The following is a 12,917-nucleotide window of genomic DNA, read 5'->3' on the forward strand; positions in this document are numbered from 1 at the left end:
TCCTGTCACGGTCCGTCTCCCCCTGTAGAGATCAACTCATCAGGTGGATCATAGAGTTAGGGCGGATCCGGGTCATTCGGACTCGTGACGCGCACCGCATCGCGCGGTCGGCGGAGTCTGCAAGGATTCGTGGCGAGTCCTCTAGCGTCTTTCGGGTCCGTGGCGGATCATGCGGACGGCCCTGGGTGGCAACGCCGTATCTCCAGGTCAGGCCTGGCGGTGTGGGACAAGGGTGAGGAATCAGGCTTGGTCCGGTGCATCGGCCCCTGGCGAGCCAGAGCGTGAAACGCGGATCATCCCGTGGCATCGAGAGTGGCGCGGGGCCGGGGCCGGGGCGGCGCGGGCCGAAGGCAGGAGCAGAGCCCCGAGTCCCGAGCCCGGCGCCGGCCCGCAGTGCGGGCCGGTGGGGTGTGATCCTGCGTAGCGACGGCCGGGAAGCCATTGGGCCAGCGCAAGCGGATAGCCGAAGGCCAAGAGACCCCCGCCCCTGGACCGTGACGCTGTAGGCCGGTGACCAAGAGGGTGAGGCTGTAGCCCCGGAAGGCTGTGAAGCACAGAGACGTTGAGGTTTCCCGTCGTGGAGCTGTCGAGTCTTGTTCTCCCAAGTGCGCGACGGCTCGGGACTCCGCCGGACCGTGCGGGCCGTGCTGGAAGGATCCCCCCTCCCCGCCGGAACGGCGGGGCTTGATCAAGGAACGGGAACTCACCTCGACCACTCGCCAGTTGTACGGCTCACTGCTGAGGCATCACCTCGAACCCACCTTCGGCTCCATGAGCGTCGCAGAGATCTCGCCCCCGCTCGTGCGACGTTGGCGCGCCGACAAGCTGGCCTCCGGTACCGGCCCGACCACGGTCGCCAAGGCGTACGCCCTACTGCGCGCGATCACGGGAACGGCGGTGGCTGACCAGATGATCCGGCGCAATCCGTGCACGATCAAGGGCGCGAGTACCGTGCATACCCCGGAGCGGCCTACGGCGACCGTGCAAGAGGTGTACGACCTTGCCGAGGCGATTCAGCCCCGCTACCGGGCACTGGTGCTGTTGGCCGGTTTCCTGGGTCTGCGCTGGGGCGAGCTGATCGGTTTGCACTGTCGGGACATCGACCTCGACCTTGGCGCCGTTCGGGTGCGCCGGGCGGTGGCCGAGTTGTTCAACGGACAGCGTGAGATCAAGGCCCCCAAGAGTGCTGCGGGCAAGCGCACCGTTGCGATCCCGCCGGCCATTCTCCCGGACCTTCGTGATCACCTGAGGCGATACGCCGAGTCGGGCGCTGACGGTCGCGTCTTCGTGGGTGCCAAGGGTGCGACTCCCCGCCGGAACCACTTCAACCGCCTGTGGCGCAAGGCCTGTCAGGAGGCAGGGATCAAGGGCTTGCACTTTCATGACCTTCGCCACACGGGCAATACGCTGGCCGCGTCCACGGGTGCGAGCACGCGGGAGTTGATGGCGCGCACGGGTCACAGCAGCGCCCGTGCCGCGTTGATCTACCAGCACGCCAGCGTCGACCGTGACCGGCTGATCGCTGACGCCGTGAGCAGTCTCGTGGCCAAGGGGCGCAAGAAAACTCGGAAGGCCAGGAAGAAGCAAGATCGAAAGCCCGAGGGGCACGCGGGGGACACGGTGGGCTGATCCGGACCCCGGAAGGCGATCAGGGCCAGGCGGAGGAATGATCCTCTGACCTGGCCCTGAGTCGTACAGAGCGGGCGACGGGAATCGAACCCGCGTAGCTAGTTTGGAAGACTAGGGCTCTACCATTGAGCTACGCCCGCGCAGATTGTGCCGCAGTCCCCGACCGCGGCACAGAAGGCATCGTAGCGGGTCGCCCGCCTCGGAGGCCAACGCGTTGAATCCGCGTGTACGGACAGCCCGTGTACGGACAGAGGCCTCGGTCGCACAGCTGTACGCCGTGACCGCGTGCGGCGGCCGTGTGAGGAAGAGGCCTACGCACCTCGTCCGGGCATGTACCCTACGTGTCGCACCAGACGGGGTGTGGCGCAGCTTGGTAGCGCGTCCGCTTTGGGAGCGGAAGGCCGTGGGTTCAAATCCCGCCACCCCGACCACCGTCGCCGTCGCTCCGGCGCCGACTCGCGTGATCGCCTTTTGGGGCGTCGACCCGCTGCGGTTACTATGCAAGCTGCGTGCCCGTGTGTCTGCACTGTCTTGATCTCTCAGGCAGGGGCCGCTCATCAGCCGAAGGCCCTCCCGTCCCGGGAGGCGCAGATCGGCAGAACCCCCAAGAAGTCAGCCACAAGGAGACCGAACCGTGAAGAGCGCCGTGGAGACCCTGAACCCGACCCGGGTTCGGCTCACTGTTGAGGTGCCCTTCGAGGAGCTCAAGGACAGCCTCGACGCGGCGTACAAGAAGATCAACCAGCAGGTCACGGTGAAGGGCTTCCGCAAGGGCAAGATCCCCGCCCGGGTCATCGACCAGCGGTTCGGCCGTGGCGCCGTGCTGGAAGAGGCGGTCAACGACGCGCTTCCGAAGTTCTACACCGAGGCGGTCAACGAGGCGGAGCTCAACCCGCTGGGCCAGCCCGAGGTCGACATCAAGGAGCTGAAGGACAACGAGCTGCTGTCCTTCACCGCCGAGGTCGACATCCGTCCGGCCATCGAGATCCCGGACTTCTCCGGCATCGAGGTCGAGGTCGACGCCATCGAGGTGTCGGACGAGGACGTGGACAAGTCGGTCGAGCAGCTGCGCGACCGCTTCGCCTCGACCACCCCGGTCGAGCGCGCCGCCGAGGACGGCGACGTCGTGACGATCGACCTGGAGGCCAAGGTCGAGGGTGAGGTCCTGGAGGACGGCGTCGCCAGCGGCGTCTCCTACACGATCGGCTCCGGCGAGCTGCTCGACGGCATCGACGACGCCGTCAAGGGCCTCGCGGCCGACCAGGACGCCACCTTCACCTCCGAGCTCAAGGGCGGCTCGGCGGCGGGCAAGGAGGCCGAGGTGACGGTCAAGGTCACCCAGGTCGCCGCCCGCGAACTGCCCGAGCTGGACGACGAGTTCGCGCAGCTCGCCTCCGAGTTCGACACGCTGGAGGAGCTGAGGGCGGACAGCCGCAAGCGCCTGGCGAACATGAAGGAGTACGACCAGGCCACGCAGGCCCAGGAGCGCGTCCTGGACAAGCTGCTGGAGCTGGTCGAGGTCCCCGTCCCCGAGAAGCTCCTCGAGGACGAGATCAACACCCGCAAGCACAACCTCGAGCACCACCAGCTCGGCCAGATGGGTCTGGACCTCGACAAGTACCTGGAGATCCAGGGCAAGACCGCCGAGGAGTTCGACACCGAGACGCGCGAGGCCGCGATCAAGGGCATCAAGACCCAGTTCGTCCTGGACGAGCTGGTCAACCGGGAGAAGCTGAACGTCAGCCAGGAGGAGCTCACCGAGCACCTCATGCGGCGCGCGGCCTCCTCCGGCATGTCCCCCGACCAGTTCGCGCAGGCGGTCGTCGAGGGCGGCCAGGTCCCGATGCTGGTCGGCGAGGTCGCCCGCGGCAAGGCCCTGGCGGTGGTGGTCGAGGCCGCCACGGTCAAGGACACCAACGGCGAGATCGTCGACCTGGACGACGAGGACGAGGACGCGTCGAAGGCCACCGCGGCCGAGTCCACCGAGGAGACCCCGGAGGCCTGACCTTCCGGCCGGCACCTCACCCCGTACGGGGACGGGCCCCAGGGGAGCGCGCACCGCGCTCCCCTGGGGCCCGTCGTCGTGTGCGGCGGGCCGTGAGGGTGTGTGGCGGGCCGTGAGCGGCACGGGAAGGGCCCGATCGCCCCGGCACCCCCCCTGACAGCCCGCTCCGGCGCGACCCCGGACCTGCCCGCGGCGACAATGGAGCGAGGGCCCGGGTCCTCGCTCCGAGGGGGCGATCCCGGACCCCGGATTCCGCTTGTGGGCCGCCATGCGCTGACAGCGAACACCCGCAGAACCGGGATTGCAGCCGACTGCCTGCGCGTTAGGGTCCATGAATACGAGGGCAGGGGAGTCCCCGAAGCCGCCCCGGCACGGGGCGCAAGGGGTCCCGCGCCCCAGCAGAACACGTGAGACGGCTCCGCGCCGTCGTAAGACGAGCAGGTGGATACGTGACGAATCTGATGCCCTCCGCCGCAGGCGAGCCTTCCATCGGTGGTGGCCTCGGTGACCAGGTCTACAACCGGCTGCTCAACGAGCGGATCATCTTCCTCGGCCAGCCGGTGGACGACGACATCGCCAACAAGATCACCGCACAGCTGCTGCTCCTTGCCGCCGACCCCGACAAGGACATCTACCTGTACATCAACAGCCCCGGTGGGTCCATCACGGCGGGCATGGCGATCTACGACACCATGCAGTTCATCAAGAACGACGTGGTGACCGTCGCCATGGGCATGGCGGCCTCCATGGGTCAGTTCCTGCTCAGCGCGGGCACCCCCGGCAAGCGCTTCGCCCTGCCCAACGCCGAGATCCTGATCCACCAGCCCTCGGCCGGCCTCGCGGGCTCCGCGTCCGACATCAAGATCCACGCCGAGCGGCTGCTGCACACCAAGAAGCGCATGGCCGAGCTCACCTCCTTCCACACCGGCCAGTCGGTCGAGCAGATCACCCGCGACTCGGACCGCGACCGCTGGTTCGACGCGGAGGAGGCCAAGGTGTACGGCCTGATCGACGACGTCATCACCACCGCTGCCGGCATGCCGGGCGGCGGCGGCACCGGGGCGGCCTCGTAAGGGCTCACCGGGCCCTCTTCCGCCAAGCCCCCCAGCCACCGCCCCAGCCTTTTCCAGGAGACACCGTGAACGACTTCCCCGGCAGCGGCCTCTACGACCGTGCGCGCGCCGAGTACACCGCCCCCGTGGCCGAGTCCCGCTACGTCATCCCGCGCTTCGTGGAGCGCACCTCGCAGGGCGTCCGCGAGTACGACCCCTACGCGAAGCTCTTCGAGGAGCGCGTGATCTTCCTGGGCGTCCAGATCGACGACGCCTCGGCCAACGACGTCATGGCGCAGCTGCTGTGCCTGGAGTCGATGGACCCCGACCGTGACATCTCGGTCTACATCAACAGCCCCGGCGGTTCCTTCACCGCGCTCACGGCCATCTACGACACGATGCAGTTCGTGAAGCCGGACATCCAGACGGTCTGCATGGGCCAGGCCGCCTCCGCCGCCGCGGTCCTGCTGGCCGCGGGCACCCCGGGCAAGCGCATGGCGCTCCCGAACGCCCGGGTGCTGATCCACCAGCCGTACAGCGAGACGGGCCGCGGTCAGGTCTCCGACCTGGAGATCGCCGCCAACGAGATCCTCCGGATGCGCTCGCAGCTGGAGGACATGCTGGCCAAGCACTCGAACACGCCGATCGAGAAGATCCGCGAGGACATCGAGCGCGACAAGATCCTCACGGCCGAGGACGCCCTGTCGTACGGCCTGATCGACCAGATCATCTCCACCCGGAAGATGAACAACGCATCCGTGAGCTGACGCGAATCCACCCGATTCGTCGCCGGACCTGTATCGTCGCCGCTCCTTGGCACGGCTCGACATGCCGCACGTCACGCCGCACGTCGAAGTGAACCGTGCCAAGGGGGGCACGAACGGGGGGCCCGGCAAGGTACCGTCGGACATAAGGCAGCACCAGGAGCCGCTGGATCCAAGGCGTCTCCCAGGCGAAGGGGAAGCACACCGTGGCACGCATCGGTGACGGCGGCGATCTGCTCAAGTGCTCGTTCTGCGGCAAGAGCCAGAAGCAGGTCAAGAAGCTCATCGCAGGCCCCGGTGTGTACATCTGCGACGAGTGCATCGACCTCTGCAACGAGATCATCGAGGAAGAACTCGCGGAGACCAGCGAGGTGCGCTGGGAGGAACTGCCCAAGCCCCGCGAGATCTACGAGTTCCTCGAAGGCTATGTGGTCGGTCAGGAAGCGGCCAAGAAGGCGCTGTCCGTGGCGGTGTACAACCACTACAAGCGGGTCCAGGCCGGCGAGAACGGCGGCGGCCAAGGCCGCGACGACGCCATCGAGTTGGCGAAGTCGAACATTCTGCTGCTGGGCCCCACGGGCTCCGGCAAGACCCTGCTCGCGCAGACCCTGGCCCGCATGCTGAACGTGCCGTTCGCCATCGCGGACGCCACGGCGCTGACGGAGGCCGGGTATGTCGGCGAGGACGTCGAGAACATCCTCCTGAAGCTGATCCAGGCGGCCGACTACGACGTCAAGAAGGCCGAGACGGGCATCATCTACATCGACGAGATCGACAAGGTGGCCCGCAAGAGCGAGAACCCGTCGATCACCCGCGACGTGTCCGGCGAGGGTGTCCAGCAGGCGCTGCTGAAGATCCTGGAGGGCACGACCGCCTCGGTCCCGCCGCAGGGTGGCCGCAAGCACCCGCACCAGGAGTTCATCCAGATCGACACGACGAACGTGCTGTTCATCGTGGGCGGCGCGTTCTCCGGCCTGGAGAAGATCATCGAGTCGCGCGCGGGCGCCAAGGGCATCGGCTTCGGCGCGACCATCCGCTCCAAGCGCGAGCTGGAGTCCAAGGACCAGTTCGAGGACGTCATGCCCGAGGACCTGGTGAAGTTCGGGATGATCCCGGAGTTCATCGGCCGCCTCCCGGTCATCACCTCGGTCCACAACCTCGACCGCAAGGCCCTGCTCCAGATCCTGGTCGAGCCGCGCAACGCCCTGGTGAAGCAGTACCAGCGCCTCTTCGAACTCGACGGGGTGGAGCTGGACTTCGAGCGTGAGGCGCTGGAGGCCATCGCGGATCAGGCGATCCTGCGCCAGACGGGCGCCCGCGGTCTGCGCGCCATCATGGAGGAGGTCCTCCAGGCGGTGATGTACGAGGTGCCCTCCCGCAAGGACGTGGCCCGCGTCGTCATCACGGCGGACGTGGTCCTGTCGAACGTGAACCCGACCCTGATCCCGAGGGACGCGCGCGGGCGCGGTCCCGGGGAGCAGAAGACGGCGTAGCGGCACCGCACGGCACAGCACGCGAAGGGCCCCGGTCACCCGACCGGGGCCCTTCGCGTCGGGTCACGCCTTGACGCGGATCTCCGTGCGGACCTTCTTGGTGACGTCGACCGCGGTGTCCTTGGAGACATCGGTGGGACCGCCGGGGGAGACCATGACGAGGGTGCTGTAGTCCGCCCACGCGCAGAACCAGTCGGTCTTCCTGAGCCCGCTCGCCGCGCTGGTGGCGCGGGCGGCCTGGCACTTCATCACCGCGCCGTCCATGTCCACCGACTCGGGCTGCCCGAGCAGCTCGGTCTTCTGGGCGGTGCCGCCGCTGGAGGAACCGCCGCCGGACGAGCCGTCCTTGCTCTGCTTGGCGAGGGAGGCGAAGAACGTGTCCAGGGCCGTGCCGGGGTCGGCGATCTTGCCGTAGCCGCCGATGATCATGATGGACCTGCTCGCCGCGAGCTCCGTCTTGCTTGGGACCGTGCTCGGGTCGGCCGGGTTGTAGCCGCTGAGGTCGGCCGAGGTGTAGGAGCCGAAGACCGCCGTGCCGTTCTGCACGCCGCTGGCCCGCAGGTCCTTCTCGGTGCTCGGGTCACTGGACGTCACATCGTCCTGGCCGGTCGCCCGGTTGTAGTCCCCCAGCAGCTTCTTGGGCATGGTCAGCTGGTGCGGGCCGTCGTCGGTGAGACCGCCGCCGCCCGTGCCGAACGCGAGGTACGCGCCCACGGCCAGGGCCGCCACGACCGCCACGGCTCCGGTGACGATGAGGGCCGCCTTCTTCCCGCCGCCACCCGCCGCCGGCGGCGGCTGCGGTAGGCCGTAGGACTGCTGACCGTAGGGCTGCTGGCCGTAGCCACCCGGCTGGCCGTACGGATTCGGGTGCTGCTGCGGCGGTACGCCCTGCGGTGCCTGCGGAGGGTAGCCGTAACCGGGTTGGGGCGCCGCCGGCGGCTGCTGGCCGTAGGGGCCCGGCTGACCGTACGGGCCCGGCTGCCCCGGCTGACCGTACGGCCCCGGCTGCTGAGGCTGTCCGCCGTACGGGCCCGGCTGGTTGAAGCTCATCTCTGGGTTCCCCTCCAGATGCTTATACGATCCTCACATCCTTACGTGGACGCGGAACGCGCAGGCCACCGGGGGCCGCACCGTTACACAACAAATGCGGTTCGGTACTGCGTCGTGACCCCCCTAAACTGGGCCCCGTGACCGAGAACGCTCAGCAGCAGCCATCAGCGCCCGAGACCGAACTGCCGACCCAGTACGCGCCGGCCGACGTAGAGGGGCCGCTGTACGAGCGCTGGGTAGAACGGGGTTACTTCGAGGCGGACCCCAAGAGCGACAAGCCCGCGTACACCGTCGTCATCCCGCCGCCCAACGTCACCGGCAGCCTGCACCTCGGCCACGCCTTCGAGCACACGCTCATCGACGCCCTGACCCGCCGCAAGCGCATGCAGGGCCACGAGACGCTGTGGCAGCCCGGAATGGACCACGCCGGCATCGCGACCCAGAACGTCGTGGAGCGGGAGCTCGGCAAGGAGGGCAAGTCCCGGCACGACCTCGGCCGTGAGGCCTTCGTCGAGCGCGTCTGGCAGTGGAAGGCCGAGTCCGGCGGCCAAATCTCCGGCCAGATGCGTCGCCTGGGCGACGGCGTCGCCTGGGCGCGGGAGCGCTTCACCATGGACGAGGGCCTCTCCCAGGCCGTCCAGACCATCTTCAAGCGGCTCTACGACGACGAGCTGATCTACCGCGCCGAGCGCATCATCAACTGGTGCCCCCGCTGCCTCACCGCGATCTCCGACATCGAGGTCGAGTACCAGGACGACGACGGCGAGCTCGTCTCCATGGTCTACGGGGAGGGCGACGAGACCATCGTCGTCGCCACCACCCGCGCGGAGACCATGCTGGGTGACACGGCGGTCGCCGTCCACCCCGAGGACGAGCGCTACAAGCACCTGGTCGGCAAGCTCATCAAGCTGCCGCTGACCGACCGCTCCATCCCGGTCGTCGCGGACGCGCACGTCGACCCCGAGTTCGGCACCGGCGCCGTCAAGGTCACCCCGGCCCACGACCCCAACGACTTCGAGATCGGCCAGCGCCACGACCTGCCGAACCTCAGCGTCATGGACGAGCACGCGGTCATCACCGCGCACGGCCCCTTCCAGGGCCTGGACCGCCTGGAGGCCCGCTCCGCCATCGTCGCCGCCCTGCGCGCCGAAGGCCGGATCGTCGCCGAGAAGCGGCCCTACGTCCACTCGGTCGGCCACTGCTCGCGCTGCAAGACCACCATCGAGCCGCGCCTGTCCATGCAGTGGTGGGTCAAGGTCGGCCCGCTCGCCAAGGCGGCCGGCGACGCGGTCCGCGAGGGCAAGGTCAAGATCCATCCGCAGGAGATGGAGAAGCGCTACTTCGACTGGGTCGACAACCTCCACGACTGGTGCATCTCGCGGCAGTTGTGGTGGGGCCACCGCATCCCGGTCTGGTACGGCCCAGGCGGCGAGATCGTCTGCGTCGGCCCCGACGAGCAGCCCCCCACCGGCGACGGCTGGCACCAGGACACCGACGTCCTCGACACCTGGTTCTCCTCCGGCCTGTGGCCCTTCTCCACCCTGGGCTGGCCCGAGCAGACCGAGTCGCTCGCCAAGTTCTACCCGAACTCCGTCCTGGTCACCGGCTACGACATCCTCTTCTTCTGGGTCGCCAGGATGATGATGTTCGGCCTGTACGCGATGGACGGCACCCCGCCGTTCCACACCATCGCCCTGCACGGCATGGTCCGCGACCAGTTCGGCAAGAAGATGTCGAAGTCCTTCGGCAACGCGGTCAACCCGCTGGACTGGATGGACAAGTACGGCTCCGACGCGCTCCGCTTCACCCTGGCGCGCGGCGCGAACCCCGGCGTCGACGTCCCGATCGGCGAGGACTGGGTCCAGGGCTCCCGCAACTTCGCGAACAAGATCTGGAACGCCACCCGCTTCGCGCTGATGAACGGCGCGACCGTTGAGGGCCCGCTGCCCGCGCCCGAGCGGATGTCGGCCACCGACCGCTGGATCCTGTCCCGGCTGAACTCGGTCGTCGCCGAAGTCGACGCCCTGTACGAGGACTTCCAGTTCGCCAAGCTGTCCGACGCCCTCTTCCACTTCGCGTGGGACGAGGTCTTCGACTGGTACGTCGAGCTGTCCAAGACGACGTTCCAGGCGGGCGGCGAGGCGGCCGAGGTCAGCAAGCGCGTCCTCGGCGAGGTCCTCGACGTCACGCTGAAGCTGCTCCACCCGGTCGTCCCGTTCGTCACCGAGACGCTGTGGACCACCCTCACGGGCGGGGAGTCCGTCGTCGTCGCCGAGTGGCCGTCCGACAGCGGCTTCCGTGACCCGGCCGCCGAGCGGGAGATCGAGAGCCTCCAGTCCGTGATCACCGAGGTCCGCCGCTTCCGCGCCGACCAGGGCCTGCAGCCCGGCCAGCGCGTCCCCGCCCGCCTCACCCTGGACGGCACCGCGCTCGCCCCGCACGAGGCCGCCATCCGCCAGCTTCTTCGCCTCCAGCCGGAGGACGAGGGCTTCACGGCCACGGCGACCCTGCCGGTCGCGGGCGCCGAGGTCGCGCTCGACCTGTCGGGCACGATCGACGTGGCGGCGGAGCGCAAGCGGCTGGCCAAGGACCTGGCGGCGGCCGAGAAGGAGCGCCAGCAGGCGGAGGCCAAGCTCGGCAACGAGGCGTTCCTCGCGAAGGCCCCGGAGAACGTGGTCGACAAGATCCGCACCCGGCTGGCCAAGGCGGACGAGGACATCACCCGCATCCAGTCCCAGCTGGACCGCCTGCCCCAGGCGTGAGCGGTACGCCACACGGCTAAGGCCCCCGGAGTCCCAGGACTCCGGGGGCCTTCGCCCACCCCGGGGGCGGGGGAAGGCCCCCGAGGCCCCCGGTGTCCAAGCCACCGCACGCGTTGTCACCCGGTCTCCGTAGACTGGCCTCGTGAGTGACCTGCCTCCGCGTGACCCCAATGAGAGCGATCCCTTCGAGGACATCGTCGCCGCCGAGACGGAGCGCGATCCCGACCTCGCGGTGATCGAAGCCGGCAGCCGTACCCTGCGCACTCAGGGCGGCCCGCCGCAGGCGGACGTGCCCGCACGTCCCAGCGATCCCGAGGTGGACCAGGCGCTGCGCGCGGTCGAGGCGGAGCTGGCCACCCGCTGGGGCGAGACCAAGCTGGAGCCCTCCGTCAGCCGTATCGCCGCGCTGATGGACGTCCTCGGGGAGCCGCAGCGTGCGTACCCCTCCATCCACATCACGGGCACGAACGGCAAGACCTCCACCGCCCGCATGATCGAGGCCCTGCTGGGCGCCTTCGACCTGCGCACCGGCCGGTACACGTCGCCGCACGTCCAGTCGGTCACCGAGCGGATCAGCCTGGACGGCGCCCCCATCACCGCCGAGCGCTTCATCGAGACGTACGAGGACATCAAGCCGTACGTCGAGATGGTCGACGCCCAGCAGGAGTACCGGCTCTCCTTCTTCGAGGTGCTCACGGGCATGGCGTACGCGGCCTTCGCGGACGCCCCCGTCGACGTCGCGGTCGTCGAGGTCGGCATGGGCGGCACCTGGGACGCGACGAACGTGATCGACGGGGACGTCGCCGTGATCACCCCCATCGACCTGGACCACACCGACCGGCTCGGCGGCACGCCCGGCGAGATCGCCCAGGAGAAGGGCGGCGTCATCAAGCAGGATGCCACCGTCATCCTGGCCCAGCAGCCGGTGGACGCGGCCCAGGTGCTCCTGAAGAAGGCCGTGGAGGTGGACGCGACCGTGGCCCGCGAGGGCCTGGAGTTCGGCGTCGTCTCCCGCCAGGTCGCCGTCGGCGGCCAGCTCCTCACCCTGCGCGGCCTCGGCGGCGAGTACCACGAGGTGTACCTGCCGCTGCACGGCGCCTACCAGGCGCACAACGCGGCCGTGGCGCTCGCCGCCGTCGAGGCGTTCTTCGGCGTGGGCTCGCAGCGCCCCGAGCCGCTGGACATCGACACGGTCCGCAAGGCGTTCGCCGGGGTGTCCTCGCCGGGCCGCCTGGAGGTCGTACGCCGCTCCCCGACCGTCGTCCTGGACGCCGCCCACAACCCGGCGGGCGCCCGGGCCACCGCCGAGGCCATGAGCGAGGCGTTCGACTTCAGCCGGTTGGTCGGGGTCGTCGGCGCCAGCGCGGACAAGAACGTCCGGGGCCTGCTGGAGGCGTTCGAGCCGGTCTTCGCCGAGGTCGTGATCACCCAGAACTCCAGCCATCGCGCGATGGACGCCGACGACCTCGCCGCGATCGCCGTCGAGGTCTTCGGCGAGGAGCGCGTCCAGGTCGAGCCGCGCCTGCCCGACGCCCTGGAGGAGGCGATCACGCTCGCCGAGGACCAGGGGGAGTTCGCCGGCGCCGGGGTGCTGGTCACCGGCTCCGTCATCACGGTCGGCGAGGCCCGGCTGCTCCTGGGGAAGGGCTGACCCGCCATGCGTACGCTGTGTGCTTCGACCCTGATCGGCGAGTTCTTCGTGATCGGCTTCGCCGGCCTGGTCGCGATGAAGGACCCGCATCTGACCTCGGGCACGGTCTGGACGGTGTGCGGCGTCGCCATGGCGCTGTGCGTCCTGCTGTGCGGTGTGCTCACCCGCCCCGGCGGGGTCCAGCTGGGCTGGGCCCTGCAGATCGCCCTGATCGCCTCCGGCTTCTTCGTGCCGACGATGTTCTTCATGGGTGCCGTCTTCGCGGCCCTGTGGTGGGCGTCCGTCCACTACGGCCGGAAGATCGACGAGGCCAAGGCCCGCTTCGCGGCGGCCGAGGGCACCGGCGAAGGCAGCCCGGCCTGACCCGCGGGCGGACCGGGCGCCGGCGGCCTGTCCCCGGGCCGGATGCCGCTGACGCTGCGTGACGACCGCCCCGGCCTGCCCTGTAGCCTCATCCTCGCGCCCCAACCACACGCATCACACCCGCACAGAACAACGAAGGAGCCCTCTC

At 69.2% G+C, this 12,917-nt stretch carries 9 protein-coding genes and 2 tRNA genes; 9 read left to right on the forward strand and 2 right to left on the reverse strand.

What is annotated here, in order from left to right:
- The first annotated feature begins 546 nt into the window (after window positions 1-546).
- Entirely contained in the window at window positions 547-1,629 is a 1,083-nt protein-coding gene (locus AB0C59_RS14115; RefSeq protein ID WP_363004073.1) for a tyrosine-type recombinase/integrase, read from the forward strand.
- Window positions 1,630-1,698: 69 nt separating this feature from the next.
- Here the strand turns inward: AB0C59_RS14115 and AB0C59_RS14120 are convergent.
- Window positions 1,699-1,769: transfer RNA gene (locus AB0C59_RS14120), tRNA-Gly, on the reverse strand.
- 214 nt (window positions 1,770-1,983) lie between these two features.
- Between AB0C59_RS14120 and AB0C59_RS14125 the strand changes: the two genes are divergently transcribed.
- The 5 genes from AB0C59_RS14125 (at window position 1,984) to clpX (ending at window position 6,943) form a co-directional block, all read left to right on the forward strand.
- Window positions 1,984-2,060, forward strand: a tRNA-Pro gene (locus AB0C59_RS14125).
- 203 nt (window positions 2,061-2,263) lie between these two features.
- Entirely contained in the window at window positions 2,264-3,634 is a 1,371-nt protein-coding gene (tig, locus tag AB0C59_RS14130; protein ID WP_363004075.1) for a trigger factor, read from the forward strand.
- A gap of 461 nt (window positions 3,635-4,095) precedes the next feature.
- The gene (locus tag AB0C59_RS14135) at window positions 4,096-4,707 is read left to right on the forward strand and encodes an ATP-dependent Clp protease proteolytic subunit (protein WP_363004165.1); all 612 of its coding nucleotides are present in this window, start codon (window positions 4,096-4,098) and stop codon (window positions 4,705-4,707) included.
- Window positions 4,708-4,772: 65 nt separating this feature from the next.
- Complete coding sequence (locus AB0C59_RS14140) at window positions 4,773-5,453, forward strand: ATP-dependent Clp protease proteolytic subunit (RefSeq protein WP_363004077.1); 681 nt, start codon at window positions 4,773-4,775, stop codon at window positions 5,451-5,453.
- 203 nt (window positions 5,454-5,656) lie between these two features.
- On the forward strand, window positions 5,657-6,943 hold the full coding sequence (clpX, locus tag AB0C59_RS14145; RefSeq protein ID WP_363004079.1) for an ATP-dependent Clp protease ATP-binding subunit ClpX: 1,287 nt from the start codon (window positions 5,657-5,659) through the stop codon (window positions 6,941-6,943).
- A 63-nt stretch (window positions 6,944-7,006) separates the two neighbouring features.
- Here clpX and AB0C59_RS14150 read toward each other — a convergent pair whose 3' ends face one another.
- A complete protein-coding gene (locus AB0C59_RS14150) occupies window positions 7,007-7,993 on the reverse strand; it encodes a hypothetical protein (protein WP_363004081.1) in 987 nt (328 codons plus the stop codon).
- 137 nt (window positions 7,994-8,130) lie between these two features.
- Here AB0C59_RS14150 and AB0C59_RS14155 point away from each other — a divergent pair, with 137 nt between their 5' ends.
- From AB0C59_RS14155 to AB0C59_RS14165, 3 genes are all read left to right on the forward strand, one after another.
- Window positions 8,131-10,755, forward strand: coding sequence for a valine--tRNA ligase (locus AB0C59_RS14155; RefSeq protein ID WP_363004083.1), 2,625 nt, complete (start codon window positions 8,131-8,133; stop codon window positions 10,753-10,755).
- Between the two features lie 142 nt (window positions 10,756-10,897).
- Window positions 10,898-12,406: a folylpolyglutamate synthase/dihydrofolate synthase family protein gene (locus AB0C59_RS14160; protein WP_363004085.1), complete on the forward strand. Its 1,509-nt coding sequence runs from the start codon at window positions 10,898-10,900 to the stop codon at window positions 12,404-12,406.
- 6 nt (window positions 12,407-12,412) lie between these two features.
- Entirely contained in the window at window positions 12,413-12,769 is a 357-nt protein-coding gene (locus AB0C59_RS14165) for a DUF4233 domain-containing protein (RefSeq protein ID WP_363004087.1), read from the forward strand.
- The last annotated feature ends 148 nt before the right edge of the window (window positions 12,770-12,917 follow it).

The organism is Streptomyces sp. NPDC048664 (assembly GCF_040650555.1).
Classification (GTDB): Bacteria; Actinomycetota; Actinomycetes; order Streptomycetales; family Streptomycetaceae; genus Streptomyces.

Bases quoted from the DNA above. Each gene is read 5' to 3' on its own strand.
- AB0C59_RS14135 (WP_363004165.1), top strand. From the start codon at position 4,096: ATGCCCTCCGCCGCAGGCGAGCCTTCCATCGGTGGTGGCCTCGGTGAC.
- AB0C59_RS14150 (WP_363004081.1), bottom strand. From the start codon at position 7,993: ATGAGCTTCAACCAGCCGGGCCCGTACGGCGGACAGCCTCAGCAGCCG.
- AB0C59_RS14165 (WP_363004087.1), top strand. From the start codon at position 12,413: ATGCGTACGCTGTGTGCTTCGACCCTGATCGGCGAGTTCTTCGTGATC.